Source organism: Vibrio profundum, assembly GCF_050337555.1.
Classification (GTDB): Bacteria; Pseudomonadota; Gammaproteobacteria; order Enterobacterales; family Vibrionaceae; genus Vibrio; species Vibrio profundum.
In genome coordinates, this window is sequence record NZ_JAKJTA010000007.1 from 1 (window position 1) to 16,750 (window position 16,750).

A 16,750-nucleotide genomic window follows, 5' to 3' on the forward strand; every position below is an offset into this window, starting at 1 on the left:
GAGCACGAAGCGGGAGAGAGAAGATACCTTTTATCATTAGGGCGGTTTCAATCGCCGTGTCGGTGTATTGAAACCCTCGACCTCTCTTGCCGTGATGGGTCATACATTTCCAGGCTTTCACCGCTGAATCGTCAATCCAAAAAGTAACCCCGCCACGCTGACAGAGTGCTTGGTTGTATGCTCTCCAGTTCGTGATTTTAGCTTTCGACTTACCCATTTTTGTATCCCAACAATCATTCTCAAAAGATCAGATCGTAAGGATGGAAAAAGGTTCAATCGATTTGGGCAACAACGCCTTTGAGAAGCATAAGCTTGCCAAAACACTTCAAACTCCAACTTGGTTATGTACTTTCCGCAAAACTCGTCATATTCATTTTCATTGATTTCAGAAAGGGTTGGCACAGAACATACACCTAGCCTAGTGTTAAAAGATTCTACTTCGTTGTAGGCATATCCAACTGCACCGTTAGGATAAAACTCGAGTTTTCTGACTTCAAAGCGTTCATCGTCCAGCTCTGAAACTATACGATAAGGCTCATCAAGAAAGCTATGTATCCAATTGATATCGATATATTTCATCTTCTAACAGCTTGAGTCGGTTGTTATTTCATTTGAAGAAATCACCTGCACCTCAAACCTAAATGATTTGATATACCACTCGTGCCACGGTTCTGTTTCCTTAAACCCATCAAGGAGAAACTCTCCATCACGAAATGAAGCATTCATGATTTCATCAATCGGAAACTCAGGACAGCTGCTAGGAACTTTGCTCGTATCATCTATCCATGTAAATGTGCTCTCACCAACTACCTCAAAAAACTTTAGAATACCGCTATCCAAGTAAGTACACTTCCCATTGCCCTCAGGATGATGCTCCGAAATCACACCGCCCTTAATACGGAGTGTTATAGTATTTCCCGATCTTTCTACTCTCTCTATAAAACAGTCGTGAAGATCTATTTGGTGAAAGTTTCTTGTGATTTTCATAGTTTCAAGTTTTGCTAATACTGCAGTTGTCGTCATTTTAATAGGTAAGCCTGTCACCTACCAATAATTCACGAGTAGCCGGCATATTAGCCATTAGCCATTAGCCTATAGGCCAAATACTGGGGCAATCCAATAAACAAAGTAGCACTGCTATCAAAACAAACAATTTCAAAGAGCGAGTTTTTGAGCTGCTTCTTCGCGTTACCATTCCACAAATTTACGTTTCCATCAGCAAAAGGCTCTTCAGTAGTAAAAGGCTTAGTGCCTTTAGGAAAAGCCGACACAACAGCCCAAGAAAACTGGTAGTCGCACTCTTGTAACTTCCTGTGCAAATCTTGACCTAAAAACCAAGATGGATCATCCAGCTCATCCCACGCGCCTTCAATATCTGAGATATGCCAATCAAAACCTCTCAAGTCTATTTCAAGCCACTTAGAAATATCCACTAAGCTTGTATAAAAATCAACTTTTGAGCACTTTGTAAGTATATAATTCACGACTTTTCTCTATGACATAGCTTTACTTAAAGTCTATTGTAGGGGAGTGCTAAAATAGCCAAAGCCTTTTATTCTGTTTTCTCTCCCACTCCTTAAAACGGTCAGAAATTATATCTGAGATTTGATCTTGTACGCTCCATGTATACTCAACATGAAATACAGAATCTTCACAACCCGCTAGCGTATTACAATAGTCGTTGATGTAATTTCCTGTTTCAAAATCAAAATATTTTTGTGTGAACGCATTTCCGATCTCACAGAGCATATCCTCTACGAAACAGCCATCCCAGTATTCATATATATTTAAAGCTGTACATTTTCGTGATAGATACTGTTCAATCAGTTCTTTAGTTTGTGACCGAAATTCCGAACTACACAGGTCATTTTCGATGACCCAACCTAAATAGATAGCAGTATGAACATAAGCCTGTTCTAGAGGTAGGCCGTACTCTTCAACGGTATCAGAATGATACTTAGCTTTATCATATACAACCAACTGATTCACTTCAGCCCCCTAAGCTGGAGTGAAATAGACTCAATTCCACTACGCCATATGAGGTAATCGTCGCCGTTCTCACTCCAAAGTTCATTCAATTCTGATGATTCCCCAAGAACTGAAGATAATGACTCAGCTAACTCACTTTTGAATGGGATAACACACTCAACATTTTGCCGTTTATTAAGCTATTAGCTAAGGCGGACGCGACTATAATTTGATGACATTCGGTATACTCAAGATACTCGCTTTTGGCCACGCTTAGGGCGACTGTTACCAAGTGTTCTAGAGTATTCTTTTCTTCAATAGCTTCTTCGATGATTTCACAGGCTGTGTCATCATCAAAAATATCCACTCCCCAAGCTCCCATACTGAACTCCTGTTATTGTCTATTTTATAAGATTTCTGTTAACTCAAAGTGGCCAGCCGTAACTTGAACTACATCACCGCTTTGCATTTGAATCATATATAAGCCATCTTTAAATTCATTCGAGTTAACGTGCGCAGACATTCCCCAGTCACATTTCTGAGGGCAATAAAGCTCGCGAACATCATAGAATTTTAACAGATGAGGTTTTGCTCTCTCTTTAAATGTTTTAAAAACAGACAAATGGATCTCAACCACGGATTGCTCCCAAAGAAAACAAAAGTCCTTAACAACGGCATCGTGCAAGGGGAGGTCTTCGAACTTTTCCATATCAATTACTCAACTTCTAAGTGACTATAACGCTTATTAAGCCACTAACTACTTAATTGTGCCTTGTACTTGCTTTTTATAGCGAGACTCTCTTAAAAACCAGATAAACACGCCATAAACAAACCCAGCCCCTAACCAAGTAATACAATATTTAATTGACATTGCTGAAAATAAGCCTTGCTGGAATGGCTTACTGGTATGCGCCATAGCAATGAGCATAATAACGCCCCACGACAAGGAGCCATTGATAATGGCAAACTTAACCAAGCCTTGTTTTCTCTGATTTTCCCACTGGTCTACTGGCGCTTTTGCAACTTGAATGTTTGTTCGCTTATAAATTTCATCTGCTAATTCGTCAAAACGTTCTACTTGATAATGTATGGTCACTAGCTTTTGGTTATTACTGCCTAAAAGGTACATGCACTTAAAAAATGGCTTTGCATGTTGGCACTCTGCAATCTCCGACCAATAGATTAAGTTTTTTTCTCTTGGTAAGTGAGCAGGCCAAATGCCTTGCTCATCAATGGAGAGACTAAATGTAGGTAGTCGCTTTAAGTTAATTATGAAATAGATAGAAAAGCCGCCAAAGACAATGGTACCGAGAACGGCCAAACTCACATCACTTTGGGTTTTGTCTGGAAAAAAGAATAAGCTAAATGTGCCTAACGCGGCAATAAAGAATATGATTATGCACAAAATCAACATTCGCTTAGTGCTGCTAGGCATAAAATAGAGTTTTGTGGTCGTTGTATTCATTTACGTCTCGATATAATCGTAAAATTCTAGGCAATAATTTTATGATGCTAAGTTAACTAACAGCAATCCCAGTAAAAATAAGCATGCTCAAATTTACCTTCTTTCAAACTATTAGGATTGATAAAAATATGGGCAACACCACTGTCTCCAAACATAATGTCGTCATCGACATCGATCTGAAGAAGTTGGATATCATCTTGAGCACCAGCAAGGTTTTCTCTTACATCCCCTTGAGTGAAACCCCCATAGCCACCAATTTTATGACCATCGCACGAAAAATACTCCAGAAATTCAGACTGCTCAGACTCTTCTAAAGAATCTTCAAATCCCCAATACTCTTGGTCATCAAATGAAACGTCAAATTGACAGTCTTCGCCGCAGCCAGTGTCGATTGACCGAGAAAAGTGTAACTGGTGAATTTTCCACACGGGAGATTCCGTATACGAAGATTCAGACAGAAAGTTGAAATCTTCGTAACTTGGCTCGTATAGTTCCTTTTCAGGAATAAAAAGAATTTTTGCAGACTCTTCAGGATACCAATCTTCAGTAGGAAGATAGAGTTGCAATAGCCCACTAGTAGGGAAACCCTCTAAATTAGGAACTTCAGAAAAATTGATTTGAGCAAGCAGAAACATGGGCTTGCCTTTGTCGTCGACTGGATAATCATACTTCAAAGGTAAAGAAGGCTTACCTAAGAACTTACTTGATAGGATTCCGAGTGGGTCATCCGTTAATTTATTTGGCAATGAATTAGCGGTTACTCTTACGTACTCGCGTTGAAACGAGATTAACTCTTCCTCAAACTTCTTCAAGCACTCAGGCACCGCCACTGCTGACTTATTACTCATTATAATTCTCTCGAGCCTGTTGTTTTTTCGCGTATTATCTCTTTGCGCGATTCAAATACAATAACGAAAACTTATTTACCTTTAATAAAATACACTTATTCACAGAACTCCAAGTTAAAAAGAATAGCGTAGGTTGAAATCGATGCGCCATTTGAAAATACGGGTTATTATTTCTAACCCCTCAATGACAACTCCTTTTAAGGTTTTAACAAGCTCTTGAGGGTAATACAAGCTCGTTTTAATCGCTCCTGTATCTGAATCCACAAAAAGTTCGTAATAGGGCTTAAACACCTGCTCTGTACGCTTACTAAACACGCCCCCCATTTTCTGGGTAAACATTTTCCAGTCCCCTTTATCTGCCGCTTCTACGATCGTGTTTGCGAGCTCGGGTAGATTTTGAATTTCTTTTAGTCTTCTCAATTCGCGCCACACCGTCACCGAGCAGCCGCCTAGTTGCTGAAACTGGCGAATCCCCCAGCACGATGCCCAAGTATCAACACGGGAAGCAGCGTCTAAAGGGTCTTCTCCATAAACACCTGTCTCTAAATCACTGCCATCGATATTCTTTGAATATGTACTTAGCAATATATCCTGTTGCTGAACTTTTCGATGGGTCGATTTTTACCTCAGTAAACCGATGTTGCGATGAGCCTCGCTCTTCACCATCCTCCCGCAAACAATAATCACGCATAATATCTATCAGTTCTGGGTAATTCGTAGGCTTGCTCTGGGTTACAAATAATCCGTAAGCCTACCTTCGAACATAATCGAACAGCGATTCAATCACAGCCGTCGTGTAGGGAGTTTGCCAATATCCGTGGATATCGAACAAGGTGTGAGGTTATCCCAGTGTGCCACTCATTGGTTGTCTCATTGAGCAAGCCCTTTATGTTGAGTTCACCATTATAAAGGTGGTGAGTAAGCCGGTGTACCGGGGCCATTTCGTTTTGATTGTAGAAAATGAATGAGCGCCGTGGGTGTGAAGCAGCCAATTTAACCTTTGAACGTGGCACTCGCTGTGTGTTTCCAAAGGTCCTGTAGACGTAGAGTGTTCTCCTATACTAAAAATACCCTTTGTCATTGAGTGCCAGACGAATGTCACTGTTAAAACTCGTCCCAACTACCACTTTCATTACTTTGTTAGTCATATCATACGGTGCAAGTGCCTCTACCATAAAAGCGGGCTGCATTGATAAAATGGAACCGTTTTGCTACCAAATTAATGGTGTAGGGAAGGGAATGATTATCGATGTGTATGAAGCCTTGAGTGATCGTTTGGGTCGACCTATCAACATTCATATTGCACCGGTTAAGCGTGCGATGAACTATTTGGAATCGGGGCAGTACGATATTCTCATGCCTCTACTCTATAGTCCTGAACGTGACAAATTTGCTCGTTATCTGACTGTGCCATTGTTCTCCTTCCGCAGTATCATTTTTGGTACGAAAAAGGACTATTTCCTATTTACTCAAATAAGCGACCTTTGGGGGAAAAAGGTCGGAGTACGTCGTGGTTATTATATGAGCAACGAATTTACCCAATCAGTTTCTAGCGGAGACATTGAGGTGGTATATGCAAATTCCGATCGTCAATTGGTGGGGCTACTGGCAAAAGGAAGGGTGCAGTATATTGCGACACCCGATCATGTCGTAGTGGTCCATCGTAGTCTGTTATCTGACCAATTTATTTCTTATGGGTATTTAACGGAAACCGTCGAGTTAAGGGCTGCGTTATCGCGTAGCGGTGAGCTCAATGATCACTACACGGAGATTGATAAGATTCTAGGTGAAATGAGTAATGACGGCACGTTGGCCGAAATTGCTAAACGGCATAAAATAAAACTAAAAGAGTAAATATGTCGGGCTAGACGTGTTTAAGCTTCCAAGCAATTCATCTGATCCGAGTGATACCTTTCCCGTGAAATCATCCGAACTGGCAATAATAACCAATGGTTAACTCAGTGTTATTGTTGCAATGGAAAATTGGTGAGAACAGCGTCTAAATCGATGAGTAAAGCCGCAAAAAAGCTAATGCTTGTACTGAATCGCCGAACAAGCGATAGCACGAACAACGCGCTCATACGCTTTACTTATAAAATCAGACGCTCGCCTATTGAGCCAGCGTTTTTTCTTTTTGAAGTAATGGAAAAGAATAGGACAGCTTACCTACTGCTGTGCAATTACCCCAATATCTAGTAACGGAGATGCATCAAGATCTTGCGCATCCATCATATAAGCGACTCGCTGAAGAGAAGCAATGATCATTTTTTGCTCCCAGTCTTCCAGCTGATTAAATTGATTGGAAAAATGCTCTTGCAATGGTGTCGGCGCTTTTTCTAAAACCTCACAACCCGATTCTGTTAGCTGAGTGATCACTTTGCGCTTGTCGGCTTCCGAGCGACGGCGCATCACAAACTGCTTTTTTTCCAGTCGATCTAGAATAGAGGTGACGGTGGCTTGGCTAAGGCTAACATCATTTGCTAGCTGTTTTAACGTCGCTTGAGGCCTATCTCGGATAGTTTGCAGTAATAAAATTTGCGGCGCAGTAAGCCCAGTTGTTTTTGCTAAGTGCTTAGAATGGATATCGGTCGCTCGAATGACTCGTCGTAACGAAATCAACACTTCGTCTGTCGGTTTCACGCATGCTGCCTATTTAATAGGGGAAAAAACTGGCGCGATTCTAATAGACTTCTATTCGCGCCTCCAACTACTTTCTTCATTTTAATCCCATGGCTCCCTTACCATAAAATCTGTCTCCGCAACGACACAAGAGCAACGATTTCATCTCCACTGAGTCCCTACTCCCTCATTACACACTGCACATTAAACCGTACACTCACCGGCGACAAAAAATCTCCCTACTAGAAATATAGAACTCGAATAGTTAGAATAGAAAGCATTTTGCAGCTCAATAGGTAGACAATAGCGAGACCTAGGGCACATAACTCGTTGTTATTTTTTCTGAAAATCCGTTTCATATCGATTTTTAGACAAAATAATTACATCGAAATCAAAGTATTTCTTGCCGATTTATCGGTAATAAATGCTCACAACGTAAAGACCTAACATCATTTATGCCTATCAAAATCAATAAACCTGTTTTTATATCTTCGTTTTTGGCAGCGCTGCTCATCGTTGTATTCACTTCGGTATACCCTCATGCGAGCGGTGAAGTATTGAAGTCGGTACAACATTGGTTAGTAACGAAAGCCGGATGGTTATACATTTTATCGGTTGCGATCTTCTTAATCTTTGTCGTGCTACTCGCTTCAAGTCGCCTCGGTAACATAAAACTAGGGCCGAATCACTCAGAACCTGAGTTTAGTAATATGTCGTGGTTTGCCATGCTGTTTTCAGCGGGCATGGGCATTGGCCTGATGTTCTTTGGCGTATCAGAACCTGTGCTGCATTACATGGCACCGCCCGTTGGCACTCCAGAAACGGTTGCCGCAGCGCGTGAAGCTATGCGCATCACTTTTTTCCATTGGGGTTTGCATGCTTGGGCTATCTACGCATTAGTCGCTTTGGTGCTAGCATATTTCAGCTATCGACACGACCTGCCATTATTGCCACGCTCAGCATTTTATCCGCTGATCGGTGACCGCATTTATGGCCCAATTGGTCATATCGCCGATACATTTGCCGTATTAGGCACCTTGTTCGGCGTTGCCACCTCACTCGGTTATGGGGTCCAGCAGTTAAACGCCGGATTGCATTTCTTATTCGATATTCCTCAAAGCCCAACCATACAATTTGGCCTGATAATTATCATCACGGCACTCGCGACGCTATCGGTTGTCTCTGGCTTGGATAAAGGCATCAAGATTCTGTCAAACGTCAACATTCTAGCGGCGCTCGCTTTGCTAGTCGGTGTGATTGTATTTGGCCCGACAGAGCTGATTATGCGTTCTTTTGTACAAAATACGGGGACTTACATCAGTAACCTAGTCAGTTCGACGTTTAACCTCTACGCTTATCAACCGAAAGAGTCTTGGCTTGGTGGTTGGACGCTGTTGTATTGGGGTTGGTGGATATCTTGGTCGCCATTTGTGGGTGTATTTATCGCACGTATTTCGAAAGGCCGTACGATTCGTGAATTCATCATTGGTGTGCTACTGATCCCAGCTGGCTTTACTTTCCTTTGGATGACAGCATTTGGTAATACCGCTATTCATGCGATTGCTCAGCAAGGTGCCACTCAATTAGCAGAAACCGTAAACACCAATGTGCCGGTTGCCCTCTTTGTGTTCTTCCAAAACTTCCCGTTTTCGACCGCCTTCTCTAGCTTGGCCGTGATGCTGATTGTGACTTTCTTCATCACATCCGCAGACTCGGGCGCGTTGGTCATTGATAACCTAACCGCAGGTGGTGAAAGTAACACACCAGTTTGGCAACGTGTATTCTGGACGGCTATGATTGGTGTCATCGCCGCAACAACGATTTTTGCTGGTGGCTTGTCTGCATTACAAACACTGACCATTGCTAGTGCGTTCCCATTTTTGCTCGTCATGTTGGTCTTCTGCTACAGCCTACTAAAAGCTCTGCGTGAAGATTATATGTTGCACAACAGCATCAATAATCACACCAATATCGTTCAGTTTGCCCAGACCAATATGCCTTGGAAAGAACGCTTAGATTCAATCATTAGCCACCCAATGCAAAAAGAAGCAGGCAGCTTTATTCAAAAAATGGCAGCACCAGCCTTAAAACAGCTTGCCGATCAATTTACCCATCGAGGATTTAGCGTTGCTTTAGACGAAGACAAAGAACAAGTCAGCATCACGATCAGCATGGAAGACAGTACTGACTTTAGCTATGGGATCCGCCTAGTGGAGTTCGCAATGCCGACTTATGCGGAAGAGACACAAGAGCAATACTTCCGCGCCGAAGTCTTCTTAATGCAAGGTGGACAAGATTACGATGTATTGGGTTATACCCAAGAACAAATCATCGCAGATGCCATTACTCAATATGAGAAGCACCTACACTTCATTCACATGTCGAGCTCTGAACGTTTAAGTGATGATTCAGACGTACTACCTACTTATCAGCCTGAAAGCTAAGATAAGTTAATAAGGCAAAAAGGGCGGATAACCTCACGGTATCCGCCCTTTTTCTGATAGTTATCTCGCCCTAAAATGTATTAAGAATTTTAGGTAAAGGCACTTCCAAACCCTACGCCGCTTGCGGAACTAATACCGATTCACGACCTTTAGCTGGGTGTTTTGGTACAAACGTCGCTAAGAACAATGACACGACCGCCATGCCCGCGCCAATGTAGAATACCCAAGAAGGATTATTCATCCACACCATGCCCAAAGTAACGGGCAACACAACCGCAGCAATGTGATTAATGGTAAACGACACGCCAGCTGTCGACGCGATATCTTTCGGATCCGCAATCTTTTGGAAATACGTCTTAGTGGCAATCGCCATCGCAAAGAACAAATTGTCTGTTACGTATAACCCAGATGCGACCCAGTGGTTATCGATCGCACCGTAAGAGATGAACACGGCAATTAACCCGACGTATTCGATTAGCAAAATGTTACGTTCGCCAATTCGAGCAATGATCCGACCAATTTTCGGCGCAAGGAACATAGTTGCTACTTGGTTGATGATAAATAGCAGCGCCATGCTTTCTACCGAATAGCCATACTTGGATACCATCAAAAAGCCAGCGAATACAACGAAGATCTGACGACGGGCACCCGACATAAATACCAGCGCGTAATAGAGCCAGTAACGCTTTCTTAGTACCAAATGTCGGTGTTGTTCAGAGTGTTGAGAAAAAATTGGAAATTTCACATACATGTAGAACGCCAGCGACATCCCAAGCGCTCCTGCGACGAGGTACACAAGCCAATATGGCATATGCAAAAACTCCATCGCACACCAAATAGAAATGAAGGTCACCAAGGCCATAAAGGCAGCCTTACTCATGATACTGCCCATGATTTTCGGCGCTTCTTTTTTATTTAACCATTGGATTTGCAAAGAAGTATTCATGGTTTCGTTGTAGTGAAAACCAATCGACATGATGATAGTGGTGGCATATAAACCGTATGTAGTCGGTAAAAAACCCGTCATGGCTACACCCACAGAAAGAATTGCCAAAGACAAAACGGCAATATACTGCTCTTTCATCAATAGCAGTAAAAATACGGCACCAAAGGCCAAAAAGCCTGGAATTTCACGCAAGGTTTGCAGCCAGCCTATTTCAGTACCCACGAAGTTAGCATGGTCGACGGAGAAGTTGTTTAGCAGGGCTTGCCATACTGAAAAAGTGATCGCGACACAAATAGCACTGAGGAGTAAAAACTTTTGCGACTGTTTGCTTTGATCGGGTTTGCTTTGATCTGACACAGAAAAGCTCCATTCACATAATTAAATAACAGAGCAATATTCTAAGTGGAAAGTTTGTGTCTTGATTTATAGATTGTGACAATGTATTGATGAAATGCGCCAACCTAGTTGCACAATAATAAGAATAGAAATAGAGCCCAACGCGATAGGCTCTTTATCCAGATATGCTATTCGGGTTTTCTCAACATCGAGATGTGCGGAATGCCATCTTCTAAATACTCTTCAGAAACCACATCAAACCCATGGCGACGATAAAATGCCTGAAGGTGGGATTGAGCCGATATCTTGATTCCCTGCTGAGGGTTTTTTAACTCGCAGGCCTCAATACCGCATTCGATTAGCACATGTCCTGCTCCCTGTCCGCGCACACTCTCACCAATCACAACTCGGCCGACACTTGGGTAATCAGAATAGGTCGTCCCTTTTGGCAACACGCGTAAGTAAGCTGCAAGCTGCTCATCTTGATAGCCCAACACATGCAAAGCCTCGGGGTGGCGATCGCGATCGTCCATATCTTGGTAATAGCAGGTTTGCTCAACGACAAACACCTCGCTGCGCAAACGTAATACTTCATATAACTCGTCAGTCGACAACTCTTTAAACTGTTTAACGATAAAATTCATCATGGCCCTCTCTGTTGTATCGCCAGTGTAAAATGGATTGTGAACGCAGTCACTCAATGATCACCATCATCTTTAAAGTCACTTCTCGGGAATAATTAACGCCAACCTTGAAATGACATTACTTCGATTGCGAGTTAGTATCCATGTCGGGTTTACGTTATTTAATTGGATTTATACGCCAATGCGCCACTCATCACAGAAAGAAAAAATGTATCGGCCTATTGAGTCCATCGCCGAGGAGAAACCCGGTGAGGGAGTCGGCTTTATTCACTCGCATAAGTGGTGCCAATTGCAATACGCCACCAAAGGCATCATGCACATTAACGCCGGAAACCACAGCTACATTATTCCGCCGCAACGTGCCGTTTGGATACCAACCAATGTCGAACACCAAGTGAACCACTTCGCCCCTGTTAGTTATCGCAGCTTACATATCGATGAAACACTAGGAGGCAGATTAGGAAACCAAGTCAAAGTTATTCAAGTCTCGCCTTTTTTGCGTGAGCTAGTTTTACGCGGCTGCGAAGCATGGCAAGGCAAGTACCCAATGACAGACGTAAATTCGGCGCTCATGACTTTACTAATCGAAGAGCTAACTCAAGCCCCAGTGAGCCCACTTCATTTACCTTGGCCAGCCGATTCACGCTTAAAATCGGTGTGTTCAGTGCTACAAGATAATCCAGCCGATAATCGAACACTCGCCGAACTTGCTCATAATTCGGGAGCGTCGGTTCGCACGTTAAATCGTTTATTTGTCAAAGAGTGTGAAATGAGCTTTAGTACATGGCGACAAAAGCTTCGCGTACTTGGCGCATTAGAGCTATTGCAGAAACAACGCCCGATTACTGAAATCGCTCTAGAGCTTGGTTATGAATCCAGCTCTGCCTTTATTACGGTGTTTAAAAAGCACCTCAACGCCTCGCCGAAAAGTTATATGCGCAATCTAATGGTGGAATAACAACTACGCTAGAAGACGCTTCAAAAAACGAAAACGCCCAGCGCGGTATTACCACGCTGGGCGTTCTTTATTTGTGCTTAGCTTGGGTAATTAAGCGTTTGCTTCGCGCTCGGCAATAAATGCTAATGCCATTTTGATGCGGGCAATAACGCGCTCTTTACCAACCAGCTCCATCACTGCATCAACAGATGGCGATTGACCACCGCCAGTGACTGCAACACGCAAAGGCATACCAATCTTGCCCATGCCGATTTCTAGCTCTTCACAAACCGCAGCAATCACGTTTTCTTTGATGCTTGCTGTTTCCCAGTTTTTCAAAGCTTCTACTTTCGCTAGCGCAAGATCTAGTGGACCTTTCGCTACACCACGTAGGTGCTTCTTCGCAGCGCCCGCTTCAAACTCAGCGAAATCTTCATAGAAGTAACGGATCTGCTCAGCAAGTTCAACTAGAGTATTACAACGTTCACCCACTAGCTTGATCACTTCAGTGATCGCTGGGCCGTTTTCAACGTTTAGGTTTTGGTTGTCTAGATGCCATTGCAAATGCTCAGCCACATACTCAGGATCCGAGGTCTTGATGTAGTGGTTGTTCAACCAAAGTAACTTGTCAGTGTTGAACGCAGATGCTGACTTAGAAATTGCATCCAGAGTGAACAAGTTAATCATCTCTTCTTGAGAGAAAATTTCTTGGTCGCCATGAGACCAGCCCAAACGCACTAGGTAGTTGTTTAGAGCCGTTGGCAAGTAACCTTCGTCACGGTATTGCATGACAGAAACGGCGCCGTGACGCTTAGAAAGCTTGGCACCGTCGTCACCTAAAATCATCGCACAGTGAGCGAATGTTGGTACTGGTGCACCTAGCGCTTCATAGATGTTGATTTGACGAGGCGTGTTATTGATGTGGTCTTCACCACGCACTACGTGAGTAATGCCCATATCCCAGTCATCCACAACAACAACAAAGTTGTACGTTGGGGAACCATCCGTACGACGGATGATCAAGTCATCTAGTTGGTCGTTGCCAATCTCGATACGGCCACGGATTTGATCTTCAAAAACAACGCTGCCTTCTTTCGGATTACGGAAACGCACTACGCATGGATCACCGTCTTTTGCCGCTTCATTAGCCGCAACGATTTTAGAGTGGTTTGCGTCGTAGCGAGGCATTTCTTTCGCAGCTTCTTGCTCTGCACGAATTTCGTCAAGCAGTTCTTTCGATGCGTAACACTGGTAAGCTTTATCTTCTGCAAGCAGCTTATCAACCATTTCGTTGTAACGGTCGAAACGCTTAGATTGGAAGTAAGGGCCTTCATTCCACTCGAGTCCCATCCACTGCATACCTTCTAGGATCGCATCGACTGCTTCCTGAGAGTTACGTTCTAGATCAGTATCTTCAATACGTAGAACAAATTCACCACCTTGGCTTTTAGCGTATAACCAAGAATATAGTGCAGTACGCGCACCACCTACGTGAAGATAGCCTGTTGGGCTTGGAGCAAAACGAGTTTTAACCGTCATTGTTTTGATTACCTTTACTAAATAACTGCTGCTGAAAGACTCAGTATGAAGCGAAATTTGCGCGCCATTCTACCACCGCCTGCAAGCAACTCCAATTGTCCATCGCGATTTATTATTGTTGGGTTTCTGGCAATTCAATTTATTTGGCGCAAAACTGGAAATGTGTGTTTTTGATGCTTGACCTTGCCCTAGAGGGAAGCCTTAACCTAACAAAAAATAAGCAACATCGAGTGAAACTATGAATACCTACACTATCCCCCTAGCAAAGCTAAATTGCGGTAAATGTAAAAGCAAAATTGAACAAGGCCTATCAGAGCGACATCAGGTTGAGATCCAGCATTTGTCTCTTGAATCCATTACGCTAAGCACGCCTTCAAGCTTGCGTACTATTGCTGAAACCATCACTCAACTGGGCTATACCGCTGGTCAAACTCTTAACTTCTCGTTGACTGGCCTTAGCTGCATGAAGTGTGTCGCCAAACTCTCTGCGTCATTAGATCAAGAAGAATTAGTGGGTGAGTATACGGCGACAAAAACCCAACTGACTTTAACTACCTTGCTTTCTGCCGATGAAGTCGCTCAGCGTATCGCCACTTTAGGTTTTCAAGCTCAACTTTCCGACTCAGAAGACAAAGCCGCAGCTCAAAAGCCAGCAGCGCCAACCAATGCAGTTAATGCCAAAGACTCCAATACCACGTCGTCAGTTGATACAACGGCTGACACTGCAAGTAAATCGGTGCAACTGGCAATTGAAGGAATGAACTGCGCAAGTTGTGTCTCTACCATTGAAAAAGCGCTACTTGCCGTCGACGGCGTGCTCGATGCTAAGGTAAATTTAGCCGAACAAAGTGCGTTGGTGTCCATTGATCCGGCTGCGAACATTACCGCTACCTTGCCCGGCATATTGGCTAACAACGGCTATCCGGCTCAAATCATCGAAGATCTCACCCAACACGCTGATAATCAACTCATTCAACAGAAAAAACATCAGAAAGAATTTTTACACAGTTCCATTTTCGGTCTCATTGTCGGGGGCGGTTTGATGGCATGGGGATTGGTCGCGGGCGATCCTAGCATCAATAGTGTGAACGACCAGTGGACCTTTGGCCTCATCGGGTTGGTTTGTTTTGTGTTGCTGGCCACTGCCGGGCGCTCATTTTTTGCAAATGCGTGGAAATCACTCATACATCGCCGCGCCACCATGGATACCTTAGTGGCATTAGGGACAGGGGCTGCGTGGCTATACTCTATGGTTGTGGTGCTGGCACCGCAATGGTTTCCTCTTCACTCACGCCACGTCTATTTTGAAGCCAGCGCGATGATCATCGGCCTAATTTCTCTTGGCCACTACATCGAAGCAAAAGCAAAAGCGAAAACCACCCAATCACTGCAATCGCTTGTTAACTTGCAACCAAAACACGCGACCCTAGTAACCGAGCAAGGCGATCAAACAATCGCTGTCGAAGACATTCAACTCGGAATGCAGCTAAGAATAAAACCGGGAGAAAAAATACCAGTCGACGGCAAAGTCCTTCAAGGTGAGTCCTACATCGACGAGTCCATGCTCACCGGCGAACCTGTCCCTGTATTCAAATCGGCGGCACAAGCCTCGGAACAAAAAGTGTCGGCTGGAACATTAAACTCAGACGGCAGCCTAGTTATCGAAGCAACGGGAATTGGCGCAGACACCATGCTATCGAGAATTATTCACCTCGTTCGGGACGCACAATCAAGCAAGCCTGCCATAGCCAAACTGGCGGACCAAATTTCAGCTGTGTTCGTGCCTGTGGTGATCTCGATCGCGCTTGTCGCAGCAGGTATCTGGTATATCTACGGCCCAGATCCGAAATCAACTTATATGTTGATCGTCGCCACAACGGTACTCATCATTGCCTGCCCATGCGCACTAGGATTAGCAACGCCACTTTCCATCACAGCAGGAATTGGCAAAGCAGCGGAATTAGGAGTATTGGTCAAAGATGCCAATGTGCTGCAAACCGCGAGCAAAGTCGACACGGTCGTATTTGACAAAACGGGGACTCTCACAGAGGGCAAACCAAATGTACAAAACGTTTACCCTTTTAACATTGAAGAAAACGAGTTACTGCAATACCTATATAGCGTTGAGTTGGGTTCAGAGCACCCATTAGCGAAAGCAATCTGCAATTACGCCACCGAACGCTCTGTCACCGCACTTGCCATCGAGCAGTTTCAAAATTTAAAAGGCAAAGGCGTTAGCGCGCAGATCAATGGCAAAGCGGTTACCGTTGCCTCCCTACAGCACTTGGAACAGCAAGGTATCGATATCTCGGCAGGAGAATCGGCCACCAAGCAATGTGCATCTTCGGCTTGGACGCCAGTCGCCATTGCCATCGATGGAAAACTCGCTGGCATCGTGGCCATTGCAGATACGATAAGAGAAGAATCGGCCAAAGCCATCCAAGCACTCAAAGCAAAAGGCATCTCTACCGTCATGTTGACGGGGGATAACGACGCAGTCGCTCAGCATGTCGGTAAACAATTGGGTATAGATAAAGTGATCTCTCAAGTGTTACCAGAGCAAAAAGCCGATGTTATTACCGCGCTGCAAAGTGAAGGTAAACGTGTCGCAATGATTGGCGATGGCATTAACGATGCGCCTTCTCTTGCGCTGGCCGATTTAGGCATCGCGATGGGCAGTGGCAGTGATGTGGCAATAGAAAGTGCTCAAATGACGATTCTAAATTCATCGCCTTTGTCTGTGGTCAATATCATCGAGTTATCTCAAGCAACCAGCAAAAATATCAAGCAGAATTTAATCGGGGCTTTCCTCTACAACTCGTTAGGGATTCCAGTCGCGGCAGGTATCTTATTCCCGTGGACAGGCTTTTTACTTAGTCCGATAATCGCGGGCACTGCGATGGCACTGTCTTCGATTACGGTCGTCAGTAATGCGAACCGACTACGCTTTTTTAAAGCAAAACACGTATAGTAATAAATAATAAACACTTATGAGATATCGGCC

General features: G+C 43.9%; 19 protein-coding genes. 4 read left to right on the forward strand and 15 right to left on the reverse strand.

Features of this window, described 5'->3' with window-relative positions; all coding sequences use genetic code 11:
• From L4C34_RS07505 to L4C34_RS07555, 11 genes are all read right to left on the reverse strand, one after another.
• Positions 1–217, reverse strand: a 217-nt coding sequence (locus L4C34_RS07505) for a transposase (RefSeq protein ID WP_428788723.1), incomplete at its 3' end; no start/stop codon positions are given.
• Complete coding sequence (locus L4C34_RS07510) at positions 118–579, reverse strand: DUF6881 domain-containing protein (protein ID WP_428788724.1); 462 nt, start codon at positions 577–579, stop codon at positions 118–120. The genes L4C34_RS07510 and L4C34_RS07505, both read right to left, overlap by 100 nt.
• A 3-nt stretch (positions 580–582) precedes the next feature.
• A complete protein-coding gene (locus L4C34_RS07515) occupies positions 583–1,023 on the reverse strand; it encodes a hypothetical protein (protein ID WP_428788725.1) in 441 nt (146 codons plus the stop codon).
• A 50-nt stretch (positions 1,024–1,073) separates the two neighbouring features.
• A complete protein-coding gene (locus L4C34_RS07520; protein ID WP_428788726.1) occupies positions 1,074–1,484 on the reverse strand; it encodes a hypothetical protein in 411 nt (136 codons plus the stop codon).
• Between the two features lie 49 nt (positions 1,485–1,533).
• Positions 1,534–1,989 carry a DUF7832 domain-containing protein gene (locus L4C34_RS07525; protein ID WP_428788727.1) on the reverse strand — a complete coding sequence of 152 codons (456 nt, stop codon included), beginning with the start codon at positions 1,987–1,989 and terminating at the stop codon, positions 1,534–1,536.
• 127 nt (positions 1,990–2,116) lie between these two features.
• A complete protein-coding gene (locus L4C34_RS07530; protein ID WP_428788728.1) occupies positions 2,117–2,350 on the reverse strand; it encodes a DUF4259 domain-containing protein in 234 nt (77 codons plus the stop codon).
• Between the two features lie 24 nt (positions 2,351–2,374).
• Entirely contained in the window at positions 2,375–2,677 is a 303-nt protein-coding gene (locus L4C34_RS07535) for a hypothetical protein (protein ID WP_428788729.1), read from the reverse strand.
• A 48-nt stretch (positions 2,678–2,725) separates the two neighbouring features.
• On the reverse strand, positions 2,726–3,433 hold the full coding sequence (locus L4C34_RS07540) for a hypothetical protein (protein WP_428788730.1): 708 nt from the start codon (positions 3,431–3,433) through the stop codon (positions 2,726–2,728).
• A gap of 56 nt (positions 3,434–3,489) precedes the next feature.
• On the reverse strand, positions 3,490–4,281 hold the full coding sequence (locus L4C34_RS07545; protein ID WP_428788731.1) for a YwqG family protein: 792 nt from the start codon (positions 4,279–4,281) through the stop codon (positions 3,490–3,492).
• Between the two features lie 114 nt (positions 4,282–4,395).
• A complete protein-coding gene (locus L4C34_RS07550) occupies positions 4,396–4,866 on the reverse strand; it encodes a hypothetical protein (RefSeq protein ID WP_428788732.1) in 471 nt (156 codons plus the stop codon).
• Positions 4,829–4,972, reverse strand: a complete 144-nt coding sequence (locus tag L4C34_RS07555; protein WP_428788733.1) for a replication endonuclease — start codon at positions 4,970–4,972, stop codon at positions 4,829–4,831. The genes L4C34_RS07550 and L4C34_RS07555 overlap by 38 nt, the downstream gene beginning before the upstream one ends.
• Before the next feature lie 404 nt (positions 4,973–5,376).
• Between L4C34_RS07555 and L4C34_RS07560 the strand changes: the two genes are divergently transcribed.
• Positions 5,377–6,135, forward strand: coding sequence for a substrate-binding periplasmic protein (locus L4C34_RS07560; RefSeq protein ID WP_428788734.1), 759 nt, complete (start codon positions 5,377–5,379; stop codon positions 6,133–6,135).
• A 312-nt stretch (positions 6,136–6,447) separates the two neighbouring features.
• Here the strand turns inward: L4C34_RS07560 and L4C34_RS07565 are convergent, their stop codons facing one another.
• Entirely contained in the window at positions 6,448–6,921 is a 474-nt protein-coding gene (locus L4C34_RS07565) for a MarR family winged helix-turn-helix transcriptional regulator (RefSeq protein WP_428788735.1), read from the reverse strand.
• A 434-nt stretch (positions 6,922–7,355) separates the two neighbouring features.
• On the opposite strand from L4C34_RS07565, the gene L4C34_RS07570 reads away from it, so the two are divergent.
• On the forward strand, positions 7,356–9,344 hold the full coding sequence (locus L4C34_RS07570) for a BCCT family transporter (RefSeq protein ID WP_428788736.1): 1,989 nt from the start codon (positions 7,356–7,358) through the stop codon (positions 9,342–9,344).
• Positions 9,345–9,456: 112 nt separating this feature from the next.
• Here L4C34_RS07570 and L4C34_RS07575 read toward each other — a convergent pair whose 3' ends face one another.
• Positions 9,457–10,647, reverse strand: coding sequence for an MFS transporter (locus tag L4C34_RS07575; RefSeq protein WP_428788737.1), 1,191 nt, complete (start codon positions 10,645–10,647; stop codon positions 9,457–9,459).
• A 167-nt stretch (positions 10,648–10,814) separates the two neighbouring features.
• Entirely contained in the window at positions 10,815–11,273 is a 459-nt protein-coding gene (locus tag L4C34_RS07580; RefSeq protein ID WP_428788738.1) for a GNAT family N-acetyltransferase, read from the reverse strand.
• Between the two features lie 109 nt (positions 11,274–11,382).
• On the opposite strand from L4C34_RS07580, the gene L4C34_RS07585 reads away from it, so the two are divergent.
• Positions 11,383–12,228 (forward strand): AraC family transcriptional regulator, encoded by an 846-nt coding sequence (locus L4C34_RS07585; protein WP_428788739.1) that lies wholly within the window; start codon positions 11,383–11,385, stop codon positions 12,226–12,228.
• A 90-nt stretch (positions 12,229–12,318) separates the two neighbouring features.
• Here the strand turns inward: L4C34_RS07585 and gltX are convergent, their stop codons facing one another.
• Complete coding sequence (gene gltX / locus L4C34_RS07590) at positions 12,319–13,746, reverse strand: glutamate--tRNA ligase (protein WP_428788740.1); 1,428 nt, start codon at positions 13,744–13,746, stop codon at positions 12,319–12,321.
• Between the two features lie 238 nt (positions 13,747–13,984).
• On the opposite strand from gltX, the gene L4C34_RS07595 reads away from it, so the two are divergent.
• Positions 13,985–16,717 carry a heavy metal translocating P-type ATPase gene (locus L4C34_RS07595; protein ID WP_428788741.1) on the forward strand — a complete coding sequence of 911 codons (2,733 nt, stop codon included), beginning with the start codon at positions 13,985–13,987 and terminating at the stop codon, positions 16,715–16,717.
• Positions 16,718–16,750: the final 33 nt, after the last annotated feature.